This window comes from Nonomuraea sp. 10N515B (assembly GCF_052245915.1).
Classification (GTDB): Bacteria; Actinomycetota; Actinomycetes; order Streptosporangiales; family Streptosporangiaceae; genus Nonomuraea.
In genome coordinates this window covers 35,126-55,010 of sequence record NZ_JBQQBQ010000010.1, presented here as the reverse complement: position 1 = coordinate 55,010, position 19,885 = coordinate 35,126, and the positions used below count along the sequence as shown (strand labels likewise).

Below are 19,885 nucleotides of genomic sequence, written 5' to 3'. Positions count from 1 at the left end.
ATGACAGACCCTGTAGCACCCGTGGAGGAGGCCGCCACCGTAGCGGCGGCCGTGGCGGGGACCGCCACCACGGAGGAGGTGGTCGCCGCGAACCCGTTGCGGGATCCGCGTGACAAGCGCCTGCCCAGAGTGGCCGGGCCCTGCGTGATGGTGTTGTTCGGCGTGACCGGTGACCTGGCCAAGCGCAAGCTGCTGCCGGCGATCTATGACCTCGGCAACCGCGGTCTGCTGCCGCCGGGGTTCTCGCTGGTCGGGTTCGCCCGGCGGGATTGGAAGGACCAGGACTTCGCCCAGCTGACGCACGACGCGGTCAAGGCGCACGCCAGGACGCCGTTCCGTGAGGAGGTCTGGAAGCAGCTGCTCGAGGGCATCCATTTCGTGCCGGGCGAGTTCTCCGACGACGGCGCGTTCGACGCGCTGTCCATGGCGTTGGCGGAGATCGACCAGACCCGCGGTACCGGCGGAAACTACGCTTTTTACCTGTCGGTGCCGCCGAAGTTCTTCCCGTTGGTGGTGGAGCAGCTCAAGCGGACCGGGCTGGCCGACGCGCCCGAGGGATCGTGGCGGCGCGTGGTCATCGAGAAGCCGTTCGGGCACAACCTGCAGTCGGCGCACGAGCTCAACGAGATCACCACGTCGGCCTTCCCGGAGAGCTCGATCTTCCGGATCGACCACTACCTGGGCAAGGAGACCGTCCAGAACATCATGGCGCTGAGGTTCGCCAACAACCTCTACGAGCCGATCTGGAACCGGAGTTTCGTCGACCACGTGCAGATCACGATGGCCGAGGACATCGGCATCGGCGGGCGGGCCGGCTACTACGACGGCATCGGCGCGGCCCGCGACGTGATCCAGAACCACCTGCTCCAGCTCCTCGCGCTGGTGGCGATGGAGGACCCGACCTCGTTCGAGGCGCAGGCGCTGCGACGGGAGAAGGAGAAAGTGCTCAAGGCCGTGCGCCTGCCCTCCAACCTGGGGCTCAACACGGCGCGCGGACAATACTCGGCAGGCTGGCAGGGCGGCGAGAAGGTCGTCGGCTACCTGCAGGAGGAGGGCATCTCGCGCGCGTCGACTACGGAGACGTACGCCGCCATCAAGCTGGAGATCGCCAACCGGCGGTGGGCGGGCGTGCCGTTCTACCTGCGCACCGGCAAGCGCCTGGGCCGCCGGGTGACGGAGGTCGCGGTGGTCTTCCAGCGCGCGCCCCACCTGCCCTTCAGCAAGGACGACACCGAGATCCTCGGCCAGAACGCGCTCGTGGTGCGCGTCCAGCCGGACGAGGGCATCACGGTGCGCTTCGGCTCGAAGGTGCCGGGGACGGCCATGGAAGTGCGCGACGTCTCCATGGACTTCGCCTACGGCGAGTCGTTCCTGGAGTCGTCGCCCGAGGCGTACGAGCGGCTGCTGCTCGACGTGATGATCGGCGACCCGCCGCTGTTCCCGCACCAGCGGGAGGTGGAGCTGTCGTGGAAGATCCTCGACCCGATCGAGGAGTTCTGGGCCACTCAGGGCCAGCCCGAGCCCTACGAATCGGGCTCGTGGGGGCCGCCGTCGGCGGACGCGATGATGGCGCGTGACGGCCGCGTGTGGAGGAGACTTTAGTGACAACTTTCATGCTGTCGGACACGACGGCGGGGAAGATCTCGGCGCAGTTCATGCACCTGCGCCATCAGATGGGCGCGCCCGCGATCGGCATGGTGCTGACGCTCGTGGTGGTCTGCGAGGAGCGCCACCAGTACGACGCGCTCCGCGCCGCCGCCGAGGCGGCCCGGGAGCACCCGTCGCGCATCATCGTGGTGATCAACCGTGAGGTCGAAGAGCCCATCAGGCTCGACGCCGAGCTGCGCATCGGGGAGTCCACGCCGGGCGAGGTGGTGGTGCTGCGCCTGTACGGCGAGCTCACCCAACACGCCGACTCGGTGGTCAGCCCGCTGCTGCTGCCCGACACGCCGGTCGTGGTGTGGTGGCCGGGCATGGCCCCGGACGTGCCCTCCAAGGACGCGATCGGCGCCTTGGCCCAGCGGCGCATCACCGACGCCAGGGGCATGTCCGACGGCGGCGTCAGGTCGCTGGTGACCAGGGCCAAGGGCTATGCCCGCGGCGACACCGACCTGGCCTGGGCGCGTCTGACGCCGTGGCGCAGCCTGCTGGCCGCCGCGTTCGACCAGCCGGTGGGCCACGTACGCGAGGGCGTGGTGGAGGCCTCCACGGGCAATCCGAGCGCGCCGCTGCTGGCCGCGTGGCTGTCGGAGCGGCTCGGCGCACCCATCGAGGTCGCCGACTCGCCCGGCCCCGGCCTCACCTCCGTGCGCCTGCAGCTGGACGCGGGCGAGCTGGCCGTGGTCAGGACCGACGCCCGGCTGGCCACGCTGTCGCGGCCCGGTCAGCCGGACCGGAACGTGGCCCTGGCCAGGCGGCACACCTCGGAGCTGATGGCCGAGGAAATGCGCAGGCTCGACAGCGACGAGATCTACGAGGCGGCGGTCAAGCGGTTCGCCCAGACCTACAAGGGGTGACCTGAGAGACCGTGGCTGAGAAAGTAATGTCTGTGAGCGTCCCCACCATCGTCGTCCACCGCAACGCCGACGTCCTGGCCAAGGCGGTGGCCGCACGGATCATCACCCGTCTGGTCGACGCGCAGTCGGCCAAGGGCTCGGCCTCGATCGTGCTGACCGGCGGCACGGTCGGCATCGCCACGCTGGCGGCCATCGCCGCCACGCCCGCCCGTGACGCCGTCGACTGGCGGCGTCTGGACATCTGGTGGGGCGACGAACGTTTCGTGCCCTCCGGGGACAAGGAGCGCAACGAGACCGGGGCCCGCGAGGCCCTGCTCGACCACGTGGACGTGGATCCGGAGCGGGTCCACGTCATGCGCGGCCCCGACTCGGGCATGACGGCCGAGGAATCCGCCAACGCCTACGCCGCCGAGCTGGGGGCCGCCGCCCGTCCCGAGGACCACGGCCCGGTGCCGAACTTCGATGTGATGCTGCTCGGGATGGGCCCGGACGCGCACGTGGCCTCGCTGTTCCCCGGCATGCCGGCCCTGTACGACACCCGCCCGGTGGTGGCCGTCCACGGCTCCCCCAAGCCGCCGCCCACCCGTATCTCACTGACGCTGCCCGCCATCCAGGCGGCGCGGGAAGTGTGGGTGGTGGCGGCGGGCGAGGAGAAGTCGGGGGCCGTCCGCCTGGCCCTGTCCCACTCCGGCCCTGTCCAGGTGCCGGCGGCCGGCGCCCGCGGGCGCGGGCGGACGTTGTTCCTGCTGGACCGGGCGGCGGCGGGGAAGATCCCGCCGGAGCTGGGGCGACTGTCGTCGCCCTGATCATCTGACCTCAGCCGGGCGGCGGGCCGCCGAGCGTGCACGTGAGCATCTCGGCGGACCGCCGCCCGCCTGTTTTCCTCAGCTGGACGCGGTCGCGAGGTCGTCGATCTCCTTCAGCAAGGCATGCTTGCGTTCACCGGCCAGGTACGAGGCCTGGACGCCGTTCTTGGCCAGCTGGGCCAGCTCCGCCGTGCCGAGCCCGAAGACCTTCGCGGCCACGCGATACTCCTCGGCCAGCGTGGTGGCGAACATGGGCGGGTCATCGCTGTTGAGCGTGACGTACAGGCCCTCCTCCAGCATCCGGGGCAGCGGGTGGTCCTCGATGGCGGCGATCTGGCCCGTGCAGACGTTGGAGGTGGGGCAGACGTCCAGGGGGAGCTGGGTGTCGCGCAGGTAGGCGACCAGGCGGGGGTCGGCGAGGCAGTTGATGCCGTGGCCGATGCGCTCCGCGCCGTAGCCCTCGATGACTTCCCAGATCGTCTCGGGGCCGCTCATCTCGCCACCGTGCGGGACGCTGTGCAGGCCGGCGGCGCGGGCGGCGGAGAACGCGGAACGGAAGGCGTCGCGATATTTCCGGCGTTCTTGCTCAATACCGCCGATGCCGAAACCTACCAGCGCGGTGGGAGGTTCCTGGAGCGCGTGGTCCAAGGTGATCTTTGCGGCCTCCTCGCCGAACTCGCCGGGAATATCGAAGATGTACGCCATTTCCACGCCGTGCTCGGCCAGCGAGCGGCGGGCGGCGAGGTCGAGGGCCTCGGTGATCTCGCGCATGGGCATGCCGACGACGTGATGGGCGTACGGCGTGACCTGCAGCTCCACGTAGCGGGCGCCCTGGGGCGCGAGGTCGCGGGCCAGGCCCAGCACCAGGGTCGCCACGTCCTCCGGCTCGCGCACCAGCTGGTTGACGGCCCGGTACACCCGGGCGAAGTGCGGGAAGTCGCGGAAGGTGTAGAAGCGGCGCAGTTCTTCCTCGGTCGAGGGGACGCCGCTCCCGGGATGGCGGCGTGACAGCTCCAGGACGGTGGCGACGGAGGCCGAGCCGACCAGGTGGACGTGGAGCTCGACCTTGGGCAGCGCGTGAATGAAGGCGTCGGTGGAGGCGTCGATGGTGGTCATGGCGACGACCTTAAGTCGCACGTCTCCGCTTTTCATAGCCTGAACGCCAAAATCTCACAGCAAAGTGTTAAATAAAATGCTTAGGTTACGCTAGGTCGTGTGATCAACGCCGAAGCGTACGACCGCGGCTTCGCTCAGCTGAGCTCCCACACCGTCGGCCCCCTGCTCGAGCGGGCACACGCCGCCCGCCTGCTCGACGTCGGCTGCGGCACCGGCGTGGTGACCGCCGCGGCGCTCGCCTTAGGGGCGGAGGTCACCGCGGTGGACGCCGACCCGCACATGCTGGAGCTGGCCGCCCGCCGCCATCCCTATGCCACGATCCGGCAGGCCGCACTGCCCGAGCTCCCGTTCGCGGACGGGGAGTTCGACGCCGTGGCCGGAAATTTCATCATCAACCACGTGCCGGACACCGCCAAGGCGCTCAGGGAGCTGCACCGGGTGCTGCGTCCGGGCGGGAGGATCGCCCTGACGTGGTGGAAGGCCGACGAGATGACGGCCACGAACGTCTTCGCCGAGGCCATCGAGGCGGCCGGGGTGTCCTACGAGCCGCCGCCGCGCCCGTTCACCGCCAACGACACCCCGGACCGCTTCGCCGCCCTGCTCACGACCGCGGGGTTCGAGGAGGCGGCCGTGGAGACCGTCCGGTGGCGGCACCAGGTGGATCTCGGGGCCTGGTGGACGGACATCGTGGAGGCGGGCGGGCCGCGGTTCGCGGTGATCGCCGGCCAGCCGCCGGAGGTCGTCTCGCGTATCCAGGCGCATTACACGCGCCTGGCGGCCCCGTACGCGCGCGACGGCTTCCCGGTCTGCGCCTACCTGGCCCATGCCAGGCGCAGCCCCGGCTAGACCCGGCTCTCGGGGACCTGCCACGGCCCCCCTTAGCCCGCCGCCCAGGCGGTCACCACCGGCAGCAGCACCCCGTCAACGGACTCCGCGACGAACGCCTCGTCGAACGGCGACCCGTTGAAGATCATGCGGTGCCACACGAGCGCCTCCGCGATCGCGAACAGCCGCGCGGGATCGACGGCCCCGGCCAGCTCTCCCCGCTCCACCGCCTGGTCGAGCAGCGTCTTGACGTCACCCAGGTCCTTGGCCTGCATGTGGGTGCGCAGCGTGCGCGCCAGCTCCTGGTTGGACACCAGCGTCGAAGACAGCCCGATGACCAGCGTGTGCTTGCGCTCCACCGCCTGGCACAGGCTGCTGAAGATGGCGGCCAGATCGCCGCGGAGGGAGCCGGTGTCCTGCCCGAGCGGCACGTCCATGTCGAAACGCCGGCAGATGACGTCCACGACCAGCTCGGGCTTGCCCGCCCAGCGCCGGTAGATGGTGGCCTTGCTCGCCCTGGCCCGCTTGGCGATCTGGTCGACCGTCATGCGGTCGTAGCCGACCTCCGACAGCAGCTCCATCGTGGCGTCGAGGATGGCCCTGTCACGCTCGGGGTCGAGTGGAGCCACGTACACGTCCTTCTAGGAATACGAGATCTCCTCGAATCGTACGCCCGTCAGCTCGGTGGACACGTCCCACAGGCGCCTGGCGAGCTCTTCTGACCTGGCGGTCTCCGACGGCGTGAGGATCGTGAGCTTGGGGCCGACGAACTCGCCGCCGAGGATGGCGGGCGAGGTGGCGGCGTACAGGGAGGGCTGGGCGCCCTTCTCGGGCGACTTGAAGACCAGGCGGAAGAGGGGCTGCAGGGGCCCCAGCTTGACGATGTTCGTGGCGGTGGTGCCCGGGTGGCAGGCGACGGAGATCAGGCCCGTTCCCGCCTTCTCGGCGCGTCGCCGCAGCTCCAGCGTGAAGAGCAGGTTGGCGAGCTTGGACCGCGCGTACGCGCTCATGCGGCCGTAGCCACGCTCCAGATCCAGGTTACCGAAGTCCAGCTTGCCCACGGCGTGCGCGTCACTGGAGACGGTCACCACCCGCGCGCCCGGGCGGGCGAGCAGCTTGGGCAGCAGCAGCCCCGTGAGGGCGAAGTGCCCCAGGTGGTTCGTGCCGAACTGCATCTCGAAGCCGTCCTTGGTCTCCTGCCTGGGGATCATGGCGATGGCCGCGTTGTTGATGAGCAGGTCCACCTCGCCGACGCCCTCGGCGAACTCTCTGACCGAGGCCAGGTCGGCCAGGTCGATGCGGGCGTACTCGACCTGGGCGCTGGGCACCTCCCGCAGAATCCGCTCGACCGCGGCGCCGCCCTTCTCGGGCGAGCGCGCGGCCACGACGACACGGGCGCCGTGCCGGGCCAGCTCGAGCGCGGTCGGCAGGCCGATGCCGCTGTTGGCGCCGGTCACGATGGCGCTCTTGCCGGTCAGGTCCGGCATGGAGGCGGGGGTCCACGAAGTCATCGCCACTCCGATCCAGAGGTGTACGAAACCGTTTCGTACACCATAGCCTAACGATCGATCCGCTGCCGGGCGTTCCGCTCCTCGCGCCGCGTCACCTCGACCCGTTTCCTGCTGTCGTCCAGCTCTTTGCGTGCCTCGGCCAGCATGCGCTCCAGCGTGGCCACCTTCTCGGCACGCTCGTCGTACTCCCTGGTCGCGGCCTCCAGCGCGCTCTGCCACTCCCGGTGCGCGGCCTCGGCCTCCTGCCGCTCCCTGGCCTTCCTGGCTTCGGCCTCGGCGCGCTCTTTGGCCTGGTCCGCCTCCTCCTCCGGGGTGGGCTTCTTCTTCCTGGCGGGCCGCTCCCGGGTGATGGGGGCGGGCGCGAAGCCGCTGTAGCTGAGCGGCTTGGCCAGGTGGCCGCGGCGCACCTGATCGGCCGCGTCGGCGTCGACGACCGCGGCGTCCAGCGTCTGGTCGACCTCCGTGGCGGCGGCCGGCGAAAGGCCGCCGGACTGCCTGATGAGCTTGCTGAGCCTGCCGGTGGCCGCGTTGCGGCGCTGAGTCAGCTCGGCCAGGGCGTCGGCGTCCTGCTCCTGCCAGGCCGCGCGCAGCCGCTCCCCCACCTCGAGCAGCTCGGCCAGCTCCTCCGGGTGCTCGCGAGCGGCCTTGTTCACGGCCCAGGCGGACACCGTGGGCTTGCGGAATTTCGCGATGTCGCGCGAGAGCCGTACGTCACCCGCGTCCTTGGCCGCGCGGGCCTCGGCCTCGCGAGCGGCGGTGAACTCCGGCGGGGGGAGCGCGTAAAGGCGGTCGGCCACCTCGTCAAGATCCACACAGGACAAATACCCCACATGCCGGGGTTTGTAGCGCATAGTGGAGGCAGCCCCAGTCGAACGGAGGCCTCCCGGTGTTCGAACGCTTCACCGACCGCGCGCGCAGGGTCGTCGTCCTCGCTCAGGAGGAGGCGCGGATGATGAACCACGGATACATCGGCACGGAACACATCCTGCTCGGCCTCATCCACGAGGGTGAGGGGCTGGCGGCCCTGGTGCTCGACGGCTGCGGCGTGGAGCTGGAGCACGTACGCGCCTTCGTCGAGCGCGAGACCGGCCACGACGGCAACCCGCCGAGCGGGCACATCCCCTTCACGCCCCGGGCCAAGAAGGTCCTGGAGCTGTCCCTGCGCGAGGCGCTCCAGCTGCGCCACAACTACATCGGCACCGAGCACATCCTGCTCGGGCTGATCAGGGAGGGCGAGGGGCTGGCCGCGCACGCGCTCACGGACGCCGGCGCGGACCTGGCCGACGTACGGCAGCGCCTGCTCGACCGCGTCGGCCGAGGCTCCAAGGAGCGTCCGAGCGAGATGTTCTTCGCCGGCGGGTCCATGCTGAGCGAGCGGCTCACGCGGGTCGAGGAGAGCCTGGAGCGCATCGAGCGCCATCTGGGCATCCAGCGGCCCGAGCAGAAGCCCGGGGACCGGCGGGACGACGAGGAAGGCGTCGGCTAGGCCCGTCCGTCAGGCAGGGGCCAGCGCGCCGACCGGCAGCCGGGCCTCCACCACGCCCGGGTCCTCGGTGTAGGCGAGAGTGGCGCCCAGAGAGACCAGCAGCCTGCGCATCCTGGCGTTGTCGGACAACATGGTGGCCCTGACCTCGGCATATCCGAGGTCGCGCGCCGCCGCCACCAGCATCCTGGCCATGGCCGTGCCCAGGCCCTGGCCCTGGCGGCGGTCCTCGACCAGGAACGCCATCTCCGCGATGCCCGGGTCGGGCGTGAACAACAGATTGGCCATCGCCACGACCTGCCCGTCGTGCCCGGCGACCAGCGAATATCCCCGGCTCCTGTCGCACAGCCGGTCGAACATGCGCACCGGCAGCGTGGGCATCGAGGTGAAGTAGCGGAACCTGCGCGACTCCGGCGAGCACCTGTCGTGCAGGTCGCGTACGGCCTCGCGGTAGATCGAGGTGAGCGGGCGGACCGTGACCTCGGCGCCGTCGCCCAGCTTGACCGTGCGGTCGGCGCCGCTCTGCTCGACCGCCGGCTGGGCGAGCCTGGCGAAGGCGGCGGCCCTGGCCGCCTCGGTCAGGGTGAAGGGCAGCTCGGCGCGGCGCAGGCGGACCGCGCGACGGGCGGCCACGGGCACGACGAGCTGGGTCGGGTCGGGAAGATCGCTCACCGCTTCACCATAGATCCACCGGGCGTCGTCCGCGCGCAGCAGCTCGGCCAGCAGCTCGGGCAGCCGCCACGGCATCGAGCGCAGCCTGGAGGCCAGCAGCAGGGCCCTGGTGGGCTCGTCGGTCAGTTCGTGGGCGGTGGCCGGCACCACCTGGACGCGGCGACCGCCGGCCGCCTCCAGGGCCTCGCGCACGGTCTCCGGATTGGCGGGGATGTCGGCGACGAACTCGTCAACGGTTCCGTCGGTGTCGGACTGCACGCTCAGGCCGAGAATGTTGCCGCCCCTGTCGGCCAAGGCCGAGGCGAGGGAGGCCAGCCGCCCGGGCCGCTCGTCCACCGTGGTGCGGATGCGCAAGAATCCCATGCCCATCAGCATGCCGGGCAGCTGTTACGCCTCCGCTAACGACGTGTTTCATCAGGGAATGAACCTATATATCCGATCACGAATTTCGTCGTGAGATGCGACACAGTGTCCGGATATAGCAGGATACGGGGGCATGAGCGTGCGTGTTCCCTTGTCGTCAGAGTTCGTGAACGGCGACGTGTCCTTCTGGTACCGATCGGCCGGCGTGCCCGCCCCCGGCCCCAGGCTCGACGGCGACCTGGAGGCGGACGTGGCGATCGTCGGCGCCGGCTACACGGGCCTGTGGACCGCGTACTACCTCAAGCGAGCCCGCCCGTCTCTGCGGGTCGTGCTGCTCGAGCAGGAGTTCGCCGGATTCGGCGCCTCCGGCCGCAACGGCGGCTGGCTGACCGGCGACCTGGCCGGCTCGCACGAACGCTACGGCGCGGGCGCGCGGCGCCTGCAGCGCGAGATGTACGCCTCGATCGACGAGGTCATCGCGGTCTGCGAGAAGGAGGGCATCGACTGCGATCTGGTCAAGGGCGGCGTCGTGAACGTGGCCCGGACTCCCGCCCAGGTCGCCAGGCTCCGTGCGTCGGTGTCGGCGGCCCGCTCGTGGGGCATCGAGGAGCCCGACCTGCGGCTGGCGGACCCGGCGGAGCACGTACGGGTGGCCGGGGCGCTGGCCGCCTCCTGGAGCCCGCACTGCGCCCGCATCCAGCCCGCCAAGCTGGCCCAGGGCCTGGCCAGGGTCGTACGCGACCTGGGCGTGCCCATTTACGAGCGCACGCCGGTCACGGAGATCGTCCCGCACCGGGCGGTCACCCCGTACGGCGTCGTGACGGCCGGGCACGTGATCCGCGCCACCGAGGGCTTCACCGCCCGCCTGCGCGGCCTGCGCCGCCAGTGGCTCCCCATGAACAGCTCCATGATCGTCACCGAGCCCCTGCCCGCGTCGTTCTGGGACGAGGTCGGCTGGCGCGGCGCCGAGCTGCTCGGCGACATGGCGCACTACTACATGTACGCCCAGCGCACCGCCGACGACCGCATCGCCTTCGGCGGCCGCGGCCGCCCCTACCTGTACGGCTCGCGCGTCGACGCCCGGGGCCACACCCACGAGTGGACCGTGGAGGCGCTGTGGCGGCTGCTCACCGAGTTCTTCCCGGCCGCCCGCTCCTCGTCGATCGCGCACGCCTGGTCCGGCGTGCTCGGCGTGCCGCGCGACTGGTGCTCGACGGTCCACGTGGACCGCGCCACGGGCCTGGGCTGGGCGGGCGGCTACACCGGCCATGGCGTCACCACGACGAACCTGGCCGGCCGCACCCTCCGCGACCTGATCCTGAGCGAGGAGACGGAGCTGACGTCCCTGCCGTGGGTGGGCCGGAGGGTCCGCCCGTGGGAGCCGGAGCCGCTGCGCTGGCTCGGCGTGCACACGATGTACCGCCTGTACCGGGTCGCGGACCACCGCGAGCGCGCCATGCCCCGCACCTCGGCCCTGGCCCGTTTCGCCGACTTCATCACCGGTCACTGATCGCAAAAGGGAGATCTTGATGGACATCCTCTTCCGGGGAGGCCGCGTCTTCACTCCGGGAGGCGTCCGGCAGGCGGCCGTGCTGGTGAGCGACGGCGTGATCGCCGCCGTGGGCCCCGAGGGCGAGCTGGCCCGCCAGGCGCCGTCCCATGACACGGTGGATCTGGCCGGCGGCCTGCTGGTGCCGGGCTTCACGGACGCGCACATCCACCCGGTCCAGGCGGGCCTGGAACGGGCGAAGTGCGATTTGTCCGAGCTTTTCGGTCTTGACGCCTACATAGCGAAGATCGCGGATTATGCCGCGAAAAATCCTGATAAGGAGTGGATTGATGGCGGCGGCTGGGACATGTCGGCGTTCCCGAACGGCCTCCCCCACCGCGACCACCTCGACTTCCTTGGCCGGCCCGCCTATCTGATCCAGCGTGACCATCACGCCGCCTGGGTCAACACCCGCGCCCTCGACCTGGCCGGGATCACGAAGGAGACCCCTGACCCGGTGGACGGCCGCATCGAGCGCGGCCCCGACGGGGCGCCCACCGGCGTGCTGCACGAGGGCGCCATGGACATGGTCGGCCTGCTCACCCCTCGCCCGACCGCCCAGGACCTGGACGACGCGCTGGAGGACGCGCAGCGGCATCTGTTCTCCCTGGGCATCACAGGCTGGCAGGACGCCATCGTGGGCTCGTACGCGGGCTCCGTCGACCAGTTGCCCACCTACGTGTCCGCGGCCCGCTCAGGGCGGCTGAGGGCCCGCGTGACCGGCGCCCTGTGGTGGGACAGGACGCGCGGCCTGGACCAGCTCGGCGACCTGGTCGAGCGCCGGGCCGCCGCTGACGGCCTCGATCGTTTCAAGGCCACCTCGGTCAAGATCATGCAGGACGGCATCACGGAGAACTTCACGGCCGCGACGCTGGAGCCGTACTGCCTGTGTGGCGGCACGGGCCTGTCGTACGTGGACCCGCACAAGCTCAAGGAGTACGTCGCCGAGCTGGACCGGCTCGGCTTCCAGGTGCACTTCCACGCCATCGGCGAGCGGGCCGTCCGCGAGGCCCTGGACAGCTTCGAGGGCACGAACCCGGCCAACCGGCACCACATCGCCCACCTGCAGATCATCGAGCCTTCGGACGTGCCGCGCTTCGCCGCCTTGGGCGTCACGGCCAACCTGCAGCCCCTGTGGGCCACCCACCACGCCCAGATGGACGAGCTGACGCTGCCGTACCTGGGTGAGCCGCGCTCGTCGTGGCAGTACCCGTTCAAGGACCTGCTCGACCACGGCACGCGCTTCTGCGCCGGCAGCGACTGGCCGGTCTCGGACGCCGACCCGCTGCAGGGCATGCACGTGGCGGTGAACCGCACGGAGCCGGGTGGCTCGGTCCACGCCGGCTACCCGACCGCGGGGACGCCGTTCCTGCCCGGGCAGCGCCTCGATCTGGCCACCGCCATGGCCGCGTACACCTCCGGCTCCGCCTGGATCAACCGCTCCCCCGCCGGGGTGCTCGAGCCCGGCCGCCCGGCCGACCTGGTGGTCCTGGACCGCGACCCGTTCGCGCTGCCGCCGCAAGACATCGGGACGACGCGGGTGCGCATGACGTTCGTGGACGGCGAGCCGGTCCACGAAAACTCCTGACGAACCGCGAAGGGCCCCGGGCGATCGCCCGGGGCCCTTCGCGGTGACTCGACTACCAGGGGGACTTGTTGGCGCGCAGGCGCTCCAGTGCCTCCTCGAGGATCGCCTTGCCGTCCTTGTCGCTCCGGCGCTCCTTCACGTACGCCAGGTGCGTCTTGTACGGCTCGTTCTTCGGCGGGGCAGGCGGGGCCTCCTCGTCCTGTCCGGCTGGGAGGCCGCAACGTGGGCAGTCCCACAGCTCGGGGACCGCCGCGTCACTGGCGAAACTGGGGCGCGTCTCGTGCATGTTGGCGCACCAGAACGAGACCCGCACTCGCGGAGCCGCCTCGCCACGCTCGGCCTCCCCCATAGGGCCGGCGCCGACTCGGCTGCCACGGATCGCGTTGCCACTACCCACGGATGAACTCCTCGCTCGATCGCCCCGTGTGCGGACACGGGGGGAGAATCACTGTCACGCGTTTAACTTGTTGCTCAGGGCCGCAGGAGCAGGCCGAGAGCGATGATGCAGACGAACCAGACCGTGCCCGTGATGACGGTCAGCCGGTCGAGGTTGCGCTCCACCACCGAGGAACCACCGAAGTTCGACGAGAAGCCGCCGCCGAACATGTCAGACAGGCCACCACCCTTGCCCTTGTGGAGCAGGACGAGCAGGATCATGAGAAGGCTCGCCAGGATGAGGGCGATGGAGATTCCGATTTCCACGGTATGCCTGTTCCTTCAATGCTCTGTTACGCGTGACGATTCAAACTTGCCTCTTGAGGGTACGACCTGTTGTCAAGTCGCACCCCCAGAACGACTCAGTTAGCCAGGCATTTCGGAGAATCGGCAGATCTTGGCGTAGTCACCTGCGTCGATGCTGGCGCCGCCCACCAGCGCGCCGTCGACATCCGCCTGTGCCATGATCCCTGCGATATTGCCTGACTTGACCGAACCTCCGTAAAGGATACGGACCGCCGAGGCCACTTCGGCGTCGTAGAGCTCAGCGAGTCTGATTCGCAATGCTCCGCAGACCTCCTGGGCGTCCTCGGGGGTGGCCACCTCGCCGGTGCCGATCGCCCACACCGGCTCGTAGGCCACCACTATCGATTTTGCCTGCTCGGCCGAGATCTTGCGCAGCGCTCCGTCGAGTTGGCCGAGACTGTGCGCGATGTGGCCGCCTTCTTGGCGCACCGCCAGCCCCTCCCCGACACACAGGATGGGCGTCAGCGAGTGCCGGTAGGCGGCCTGGACCTTGGCGTTGACCAGGTCGTCGTCCTCGCCGTGGTATTGCCGCCGCTCGGAGTGGCCGACCACGACGTAGGTGCAGCCCAGCTTGGCCAGCATGGCCCCGGAGATCTCACCGGTGTAGGCGCCGCCGTCGTGCTGAGAGAGGTCCTGGGCGCCGTAGACGATCCTGAGCTTGTCGCCGTCCACGAGGGTCTGGACGCTGCGCAGGTCGGTGAACGGGGGCAGGACGGCGACCTCGACCTTGTCGAAGTCCTTGTCGTTGAGTGCGAAGGCGAGCTTCTGGACCAGCGCGATGGCCTCGAGATGGTTGAGGTTCATCTTCCAGTTGCCGGCGATGAGCGGCTTGCGCGTGCTCAATGGTCACTCCTCCAAGGCGGCGAGTCCGGGGAGGGCCTTGCCCTCAAGGTATTCGAGGCTGGCTCCACCGCCGGTGGAGATGTGCGAGAAGCCGTCCTCGGGAAGCTCCAGCTTGCGTACGGCGGCGGCGGAGTCGCCACCCCCCACCACGGTGAAGGCGTCGGCGGCGATCAGCGCCTCGGCCACCGCCCTCGTACCGCCGGAGAACGCGTCGAACTCGAACACGCCCATGGGCCCGTTCCAGAAGACCGTCCTGGCGTCGGCCAGCTTGGCGGCGAACAGCTCCCGCGTCCTGGGCCCGATGTCGAGCCCCTCCCGGTCGGCCGGGATCGCGGTGGCCTCGACCGCCTCGTGCTCGGCGTCGGCCGCGAACGTGGTCGCGGCCAGCACGTCCACGGGCAGGACGAGCTCGACGCCCCGCTTGGCCGCCTCCTCGAGGAAGCCGCGCACCTGGTCGAGCTGGTCCTCCTGGAGCAGCGACCTGCCGACCTCGTGGCCCTGGGCCTTGAGGAAGGTGTAGGCCATGCCGCCGCCGATCAGCAGCCGGTCGACCTTGGTCAGCAGGTTGGCGATGACGCCGAGCTTGTCGGAGACCTTGGCGCCGCCCAGCACCACCACGTAGGGCCGCTCGAGGTCGTCGGTGAGCTTCTTCAGCACCTCCACCTCGGCCACGATCAGCCCGCCCGCCGCGTGCGGCAGCAGCTTGGGCACGTCGTAGACGCTGGCGTGCTTGCGGTGCACCGCGCCGAACCCGTCGCCGACGTAGAGCTCGGCCAGCCCGGCCAGCTGCTCGGCGAAGGCGCCGCGCGCGGCGTCGTCCTTGGACTCCTCGCCCGGCTCGTACCGCAGGTTTTCCAGCAGGGCCACCTGGCCGTCCTGGAGCGATTCAACGGTGCCGCGTGCACTGTCGCCCACCACGTCGGCGGCGAAGGCCACGTCCTGGCCGAGCAGCTCGCCCAGGCGCCTGGCCACGGGCTTGAGCGAGTATTTCGGATTGACCTGGCCCTTGGGCCGGCCCAGATGGGCGCAGACGACGACCTTGGCGCCCCCGTCCAGCAGGGCCTTGATCGTCGGCACCGACGCGCGGATGCGGCCGTCGTCGGTGATCGTCTCCCCGTCGAGGGGGACGTTGAGGTCGGCGCGTACGAGCACGCGCCGCCCCTTCACGTCGAGATCATCGAGCGTGCGCATGCTCATTCTCCCGTCACTGTGTACATGGCCTCACTCCGTGAGCCGGCTCAGTCGCCCATGCCGCCGCCTTCCGGCGCCCCGGTCGCTCCGCTCCCGGCGCTCGTCCTCGGATCGGCTCTCCTGCGATCCGGCACCTCTCGCGGGTGATCGGTGCGACGCTCACAGGGAGGTCGTTCTCGCCGGCCCGGGCATCTCACGATGCGACGAGTGGGCGGCGAGACCGATCATGCGAAGCAGGGGCCCAGGCGGCGGCGCTCCCTCGCGGGATCCGGCGTCAGAGACCGCGGCCCACCAGCTCGATCAGGTCGGCGAGCCGGTTGGAGTAGCCCCACTCGTTGTCGTACCAGCCGACGACCTTGACCTGGTTGCCGATGACCTTGGTGAGGCCGGCGTCGAAGATGCAGGAAGCCGGGTCGGTGACGATGTCGGAGGAGACGATCTCGTCCTCGGTGTAGCTGATGATGCCCTTGAGCGGGCCCTCGGCGGCGGCCTTGACCGCGGCGTTGACCTCCTCGACCGTGACGTCGCGGCTGACGTCGACGGTGAGGTCGGTGGCCGAGCCCGTGGGGATCGGCACCCGCATGGCGAAGCCGTCGAGCTTGCCCTTGAGCTCGGGCAGGACCAGGCCGATGGCCTTGGCGGCGCCGGTGGAGGTGGGCACCACGTTGAGCGCGGCGGCGCGGGCGCGGCGCAGGTCCTTGTGCGGGCCGTCCTGCAGGTTCTGGTCCTGCGTGTAGGCGTGGATGGTGGTCATCAGACCCTTCTCGATGGTGAAGGTGTCGTGCAGGACCTTGGCCATCGGCGCCAGGCAGTTGGTGGTGCAGGAGGCGTTGGAGATGATCGTGTGCTTGGCCGGGTCGTAGTCACCGTCGTTGACGCCTATGACGACGGTGAAGTCCTCATTCTTCGCCGGGGCGGAGATGATGACCTTCTTCGCGCCGTTGTCGGCGTGCACCTTGGCCTTGGTGGCGTCGGTGAACAGACCCGTCGACTCCAGGACCACGTCCACACCGAGGTCGCCCCAGGGCAGGTTGCCCGGGTCGCGCTCCTCGAAGACCTTGATCGCCTTGCCGTTCACGATGATCTCATCGCTGGTGGCCTTCACCTCATAGGGCAGGCGGCCCAAGATGCTGTCGTACTTCAGCAAGTGAGCGAGCGTCGCGTTGTCGGTCAGGTCATTGACCGCGACGATCTCGATGTCCTTGCCACTGGCGGCGACAGCGCGCCAGAAGTTGCGACCGATACGGCCGAAGCCGTTGACGCCTACGCGGATGCTCACGGGAACCGAACTCCTCGAACAGATGGCGGGCTGAACCTCAACCACGAACCTTATCGGACCCAAATTGGTTTAGACCACTGCCACCCCCGCACTCTGAATGACGGTTCTGCCCACTAGTTTTGAGGCGTTCGAGTAAAGTGCCCGACTCATCGGAGTAAATTCGTGCATTCTCTGGGGGCTGAGATGTCACATAAGCGGTCCGGGCTGCTTCCCGGACTAGCCGTGGGACTCGTTGCGGCGCTGGTCTGCGCGGCCGGGATGGGGATGGCCATCGCGTTCCAGAGAAGCCTTCCCATCGAAGTCCGGACGTTCGGCAACGGGTATCCCCTCTCGATCGCGCTGTCCCTCGTGGTCGCGCTGATCGTCGCCCTGGCCATGGGCATGGCACGTCCGCGCAGCGTCGTCCTGCCGGCCGTGGCGGCGCTGTACGCGGGCGGCGCCGTGGCCGGTGGCCAGATCATCGGCAAGGCGATCATTTGGGGCGCCCTCACGCGGGGACGGGGCACCCCCATCGACCTGGCCGACATCACCCTCGACAACTTCTTCGGCGGTTTCTTCCCCGCCCTGAGCATCTACAGCTCCCCGCTGGCGCAGACGTGGCCGATCTGGCTCTCCATCGGCGTGGCCGCCCTGGCCGCACTCCTGCTGCTCACCCTGCGCGTGGTGTCACGCATCCGCCGCGCCCAGCGCGCCGAGGTCGCGACCGAGGAGCCGGAGGAGCCCGAGTACCGAGCCCCGTTCGAGCCCGCCCAATCCCCGGCCAAGCAGCCGGCGGGCGACCTGTTCACACCCCGCAAACCGGCCGGCGACTGACGCGGTCCGGGCTGACGCCGCCCGGCTCACCCAGGAACGGGACGCGCACGAACGGCTCCGCCCCGGGTCATCCGACCACGGAAGCTGGTCAAGCAGGCGCTCCGTCACGGCGAGCAACCCGTGAGCCTTCACGACCGGCCATGACGGACGGAACCCACGTCGGCGCGTGCGGCCCACTTGGCTCGCCGTAAAGAATGGGTCTTAAAGCCCCGCCACCACAACGGCCCCGGAGAACCACACAGAGCACCATCACGGCCCCGCAGAACCACACAAAGTGCCATCACGGCCCCGCAGAACCACACAAAGCGCCATCACGGCCCCGCAGAAGCAGACATAGCCCCACCGTCACGGCCCCGCATAGTCGCAGGGCCACCATCAACGGGCCTGCAGGCGCACCGTCACCACCACGACCCCAGCCGCACGGCCCCATCACCGGCCGCAGCAGACGACGCCCTCAGACGGTGCCGCCGTCAAGGGGCGAGCATGTCGACGGTGAGGTTGGCCTCGGTGTTGGGGATGCCGAGATCGGAGGCGCGCTTGTCGGCCATGGCGAGCAGCCGCCGGATCCGCCCCGCGATCGCGTCCTTGGTCAGCGGCGGATCAGCGATCTGCCCCAGCTCCTCCAACGACGCCTGCTTGTGCTCCACCCGCAGCCGCCCCGCCACCACCAGGTGCTCCGGAGCCTCCTCTCCGAGGATCTCCAGCGCCCGCTGCACCCGCGCCCCGGCCGCCACCGCGGCCCGGGCCGAGCGCCGCAGGTTGGCGTCGTCGAAGTTGGCCAGGCGGTTGGCGGTGGCCCGCACCTCGCGGCGCATGCGCCGCTCCTCCCAGGCCAGCACGCTGTCGTGCGCCCCCAGGCGGGTGAGCAGGGCGCTGATCGCGTCGCCGTCGCGTACGACGACCCGGTCCACCCCGCGCACTTCCCGCGCCTTGGCGTGGATCTTCAGCCGCCGCGCCGAGCCCACCAGCGCGAGCGCCGCCTCCGGCCCCGGGCAGGTGACCTCGAGCGACATCGACCGCCCCGGCTCGGTGAGCGAGCCGTGCGCCAGGAAGGCGCCGCGCCAGGCGGCCTCGGCGTCGCATGCCGCCCCCGCCACCACCTGACGGGGCAGGCCGCGTACCGGGCGGCCATGGTTGTCGATCAGGCCCGTCTGGCGGGCGAGCGCCTCACCGTCGCGGTAGACGCGCACGACGTAGCGAGAGCCCTTGCGCAGCCCGGCGGGCGCGAGAACGAGCACTTCCGCCTTGTGGCCGAACACCTCCCCGATGTCCTTGATCAGGCGCCGCGCGGTGGCGTTGGTGTCGAGCTCCGCCTCGATCACGATCCGCCCGCCCACGAGGTGCAGGCCACTGGCGAACCGCAGCAACGTGGAAACCTCCGCCTTGCGGCAGCACGGCTTCAGCACCGGCAGGCGGCTCAGTTCGTCTTTCACCACACCTGTCATCGCCATAAGCGTTAGTCCTCTCCCCCATTCAGACCGGCTCTCGTCAGTCTCTCGCACCTTCGCGCCACGCCGACCAGGATCAACGCTTCTGGAGGAAAATCTCGTCCAGGACGGAGGCAAGACGTCGTGGGTCGTGCCGCGCAGAGCCGTCGGAGGCGGCCACGTCGGCCATGACGAGCCGCGCGCCGAGCGCCGCGGCGGCCTTCTCCAGCGCGTCGGGGTCGTCGACCACTCCGGTGTCGGCCAGCACGACGTCGATCGACAGGTCGGGCGCGTGCTGCGTGAGCACCTCCAGATGCTGCTGGGGGGAGAAGTCGTCGGTCTCGCCCGCCTGGGGAGCCAGGTTGAGCGTGACCAGCCGCTTGGCCCGGGTCTCGTGCAGGGCCCTGGCCAGCTCGGGCACCTTGAGGTGCGGCAGCACGCTGGTGAACCACGATCCCGGCCCGAACACCACCCAGTCCGCCTCCAGCACCGCCGTGACGGCCTCGGGCCGTGCGGGCGGGTCCTCGGGGACCAGCGAGATGGCCTGGACGCGGCCCGGTGTCAGGGCGCACGCCACCTGACCGCGTACGGTCGAGATGACGCCGTCGAGCTCCACCTCGGCCACGATGTCCAGCGGCACCGACGCCATCGGCAGCACCCGCCCGTGCGCGCCCAGCAGCCGCCCGACCCAGTCGAGCCCGGCCACGGGGTCGCCCAGCAGCTCCCACAGCGCCACGATCAGCAGGTTGCCGACGGCGTGCCCGTGCAGCTCGCCCTCGCTGCGGAAGCGATGCTGCACGACCTCGCTCCAGGTGCTGCCCCACTCGTCGTCGCCGCAGAGCGCGGCCAGCGCCATGCGCAGGTCGCCGGGCGGCAGCACGCCGAGCTCACGGCGCAGCCGCCCGCTGGAGCCGCCGTCGTCGGCCACGGTCACCACCGCGGTCAGCGTGTCGGTGACCATTCGTAATGCGGACAGGGACGCGAACAGCCCGTGCCCGCCGCCGAGCGCGACCACGCCCGGCCCGAACTCCGCGTGCCGCCCGGGAGGACCGAACCGCCCCTCCTCACCAGGCGGGACGCCCCCGGCCACACCACGCCCTGCCGAGGCGCCGCCCACGTCTCGCAGGGGAGCATCAGCCGGCCGCGAACGCTCTACCGGGAC

19 protein-coding genes and 1 pseudogene are annotated in these 19,885 nt (G+C 70.3%); 8 read left to right on the top strand and 12 right to left on the bottom strand.

Translation table 11 applies throughout. From position 1 onward, the window contains the following. Genes zwf through pgl form a run of 3 tightly spaced genes read left to right on the top strand, consistent with a single transcriptional unit; the run spans nucleotide 1 to nucleotide 3,322 of the window. The gene (gene zwf, locus ACTWQA_RS16935) at nucleotides 1-1,602 is read left to right on the top strand and encodes a glucose-6-phosphate dehydrogenase (protein ID WP_443160167.1); all 1,602 of its coding nucleotides are present in this window, start codon (nucleotides 1-3) and stop codon (nucleotides 1,600-1,602) included. Then, nucleotides 1,602-2,516: a glucose-6-phosphate dehydrogenase assembly protein OpcA gene (locus ACTWQA_RS16930; RefSeq protein WP_443160166.1), complete on the top strand. Its 915-nt coding sequence runs from the start codon at nucleotides 1,602-1,604 to the stop codon at nucleotides 2,514-2,516. The genes zwf and ACTWQA_RS16930 overlap by 1 nt, the downstream gene beginning before the upstream one ends. 32 nt (nucleotides 2,517-2,548) lie before the next feature. Further along, on the top strand, nucleotides 2,549-3,322 hold the full coding sequence (gene pgl, locus ACTWQA_RS16925) for a 6-phosphogluconolactonase (protein WP_305921287.1): 774 nt from the start codon (nucleotides 2,549-2,551) through the stop codon (nucleotides 3,320-3,322). Nucleotides 3,323-3,400: 78 nt separating this feature from the next. On the opposite strand, the gene add is transcribed toward pgl, so the two are convergent. Further along, the gene (gene add, locus ACTWQA_RS16920; protein WP_443160165.1) at nucleotides 3,401-4,438 is read right to left on the bottom strand and encodes an adenosine deaminase; all 1,038 of its coding nucleotides are present in this window, start codon (nucleotides 4,436-4,438) and stop codon (nucleotides 3,401-3,403) included. Nucleotides 4,439-4,537: 99 nt separating this feature from the next. Between add and ACTWQA_RS16915 the strand changes: the two genes are divergently transcribed. After that, on the top strand, nucleotides 4,538-5,284 hold the full coding sequence (locus ACTWQA_RS16915) for a class I SAM-dependent methyltransferase (protein ID WP_443160164.1): 747 nt from the start codon (nucleotides 4,538-4,540) through the stop codon (nucleotides 5,282-5,284). 32 nt (nucleotides 5,285-5,316) lie between these two features. On the opposite strand, the gene ACTWQA_RS16910 is transcribed toward ACTWQA_RS16915, so the two are convergent. Genes ACTWQA_RS16910 through ACTWQA_RS16900 form a run of 3 tightly spaced genes read right to left on the bottom strand, consistent with a single transcriptional unit; the run spans nucleotide 5,317 to nucleotide 7,586 of the window. Further along, nucleotides 5,317-5,892 (bottom strand): TetR/AcrR family transcriptional regulator, encoded by a 576-nt coding sequence (locus ACTWQA_RS16910; RefSeq protein ID WP_443160163.1) that lies wholly within the window; start codon nucleotides 5,890-5,892, stop codon nucleotides 5,317-5,319. A gap of 12 nt (nucleotides 5,893-5,904) precedes the next feature. After that, the gene (locus ACTWQA_RS16905; RefSeq protein WP_443160162.1) at nucleotides 5,905-6,774 is read right to left on the bottom strand and encodes an oxidoreductase; all 870 of its coding nucleotides are present in this window, start codon (nucleotides 6,772-6,774) and stop codon (nucleotides 5,905-5,907) included. Nucleotides 6,775-6,821: 47 nt separating this feature from the next. Continuing rightward, nucleotides 6,822-7,586 (bottom strand): hypothetical protein, encoded by a 765-nt coding sequence (locus tag ACTWQA_RS16900; protein ID WP_443160161.1) that lies wholly within the window; start codon nucleotides 7,584-7,586, stop codon nucleotides 6,822-6,824. 74 nt (nucleotides 7,587-7,660) lie between these two features. On the opposite strand from ACTWQA_RS16900, the pseudogene ACTWQA_RS16895 reads away from it, so the two are divergent. Then, nucleotides 7,661-8,077 (top strand): annotated as a pseudogene (locus ACTWQA_RS16895) (Clp protease N-terminal domain-containing protein); the annotation flags it as partial. 192 nt (nucleotides 8,078-8,269) lie between these two features. Here ACTWQA_RS16895 and ACTWQA_RS16890 read toward each other — a convergent pair. Then, nucleotides 8,270-9,292: a GNAT family N-acetyltransferase gene (locus ACTWQA_RS16890; RefSeq protein ID WP_305921281.1), complete on the bottom strand. Its 1,023-nt coding sequence runs from the start codon at nucleotides 9,290-9,292 to the stop codon at nucleotides 8,270-8,272. Nucleotides 9,293-9,425: 133 nt separating this feature from the next. Here ACTWQA_RS16890 and ACTWQA_RS16885 point away from each other — a divergent pair, with 133 nt between their 5' ends. Then, nucleotides 9,426-10,802 (top strand): NAD(P)/FAD-dependent oxidoreductase, encoded by a 1,377-nt coding sequence (locus ACTWQA_RS16885; RefSeq protein WP_443160160.1) that lies wholly within the window; start codon nucleotides 9,426-9,428, stop codon nucleotides 10,800-10,802. A 19-nt stretch (nucleotides 10,803-10,821) separates the two neighbouring features. Next, nucleotides 10,822-12,429 carry an amidohydrolase gene (locus tag ACTWQA_RS16880; RefSeq protein ID WP_443160159.1) on the top strand — a complete coding sequence of 536 codons (1,608 nt, stop codon included), beginning with the start codon at nucleotides 10,822-10,824 and terminating at the stop codon, nucleotides 12,427-12,429. 52 nt (nucleotides 12,430-12,481) lie between these two features. On the opposite strand, the gene ACTWQA_RS16875 is transcribed toward ACTWQA_RS16880, so the two are convergent. The 5 genes from ACTWQA_RS16875 to gap all read right to left on the bottom strand — a co-directional run bounded on the left by ACTWQA_RS16875 (nucleotide 12,482) and on the right by gap (nucleotide 16,483). Further along, nucleotides 12,482-12,826, bottom strand: coding sequence for an RNA polymerase-binding protein RbpA (locus tag ACTWQA_RS16875; RefSeq protein ID WP_127934367.1), 345 nt, complete (start codon nucleotides 12,824-12,826; stop codon nucleotides 12,482-12,484). A 74-nt stretch (nucleotides 12,827-12,900) separates the two neighbouring features. Further along, entirely contained in the window at nucleotides 12,901-13,131 is a 231-nt protein-coding gene (gene secG / locus ACTWQA_RS16870; RefSeq protein ID WP_305921278.1) for a preprotein translocase subunit SecG, read from the bottom strand. Between the two features lie 99 nt (nucleotides 13,132-13,230). Further along, a complete protein-coding gene (gene tpiA / locus ACTWQA_RS16865; protein ID WP_305921277.1) occupies nucleotides 13,231-14,013 on the bottom strand; it encodes a triose-phosphate isomerase in 783 nt (260 codons plus the stop codon). A 3-nt stretch (nucleotides 14,014-14,016) separates the two neighbouring features. Further along, nucleotides 14,017-15,204: a phosphoglycerate kinase gene (locus ACTWQA_RS16860; protein WP_443160158.1), complete on the bottom strand. Its 1,188-nt coding sequence runs from the start codon at nucleotides 15,202-15,204 to the stop codon at nucleotides 14,017-14,019. A 274-nt stretch (nucleotides 15,205-15,478) separates the two neighbouring features. Next, nucleotides 15,479-16,483, bottom strand: coding sequence for a type I glyceraldehyde-3-phosphate dehydrogenase (gene gap, locus ACTWQA_RS16855; protein WP_443160157.1), 1,005 nt, complete (start codon nucleotides 16,481-16,483; stop codon nucleotides 15,479-15,481). A 222-nt stretch (nucleotides 16,484-16,705) separates the two neighbouring features. On the opposite strand from gap, the gene ACTWQA_RS16850 reads away from it, so the two are divergent. Beyond that, complete coding sequence (locus ACTWQA_RS16850; RefSeq protein ID WP_443160156.1) at nucleotides 16,706-17,296, top strand: hypothetical protein; 591 nt, start codon at nucleotides 16,706-16,708, stop codon at nucleotides 17,294-17,296. A gap of 470 nt (nucleotides 17,297-17,766) precedes the next feature. Here ACTWQA_RS16850 and whiA read toward each other — a convergent pair whose 3' ends face one another. After that, on the bottom strand, nucleotides 17,767-18,747 hold the full coding sequence (whiA, locus tag ACTWQA_RS16845; protein WP_185103354.1) for a DNA-binding protein WhiA: 981 nt from the start codon (nucleotides 18,745-18,747) through the stop codon (nucleotides 17,767-17,769). A 73-nt stretch (nucleotides 18,748-18,820) separates the two neighbouring features. Continuing rightward, on the bottom strand, nucleotides 18,821-19,738 hold the full coding sequence (locus ACTWQA_RS16840; RefSeq protein WP_443160352.1) for a gluconeogenesis factor YvcK family protein: 918 nt from the start codon (nucleotides 19,736-19,738) through the stop codon (nucleotides 18,821-18,823). Between the last annotated feature and the right edge of the window lie 147 nt (nucleotides 19,739-19,885).

What these genes read in the sequence shown, in the direction of transcription:
- zwf (WP_443160167.1), top strand. Translation starts at nt 1, where the DNA reads ATGACAGACCCTGTAGCACCCGTGGAGGAGGCCGCCACCGTAGCGGCG.
- add (WP_443160165.1), bottom strand. Translation starts at nt 4,438, where the DNA reads ATGACCACCATCGACGCCTCCACCGACGCCTTCATTCACGCGCTGCCC.
- ACTWQA_RS16905 (WP_443160162.1), bottom strand. Translation starts at nt 6,774, where the DNA reads ATGACTTCGTGGACCCCCGCCTCCATGCCGGACCTGACCGGCAAGAGC.
- ACTWQA_RS16890 (WP_305921281.1), bottom strand. Translation starts at nt 9,292, where the DNA reads ATGGGATTCTTGCGCATCCGCACCACGGTGGACGAGCGGCCCGGGCGG.
- ACTWQA_RS16885 (WP_443160160.1), top strand. Translation starts at nt 9,426, where the DNA reads ATGAGCGTGCGTGTTCCCTTGTCGTCAGAGTTCGTGAACGGCGACGTG.
- ACTWQA_RS16880 (WP_443160159.1), top strand. Translation starts at nt 10,822, where the DNA reads ATGGACATCCTCTTCCGGGGAGGCCGCGTCTTCACTCCGGGAGGCGTC.
- ACTWQA_RS16860 (WP_443160158.1), bottom strand. Translation starts at nt 15,204, where the DNA reads ATGCGCACGCTCGATGATCTCGACGTGAAGGGGCGGCGCGTGCTCGTA.
- whiA (WP_185103354.1), bottom strand. Translation starts at nt 18,747, where the DNA reads ATGGCGATGACAGGTGTGGTGAAAGACGAACTGAGCCGCCTGCCGGTG.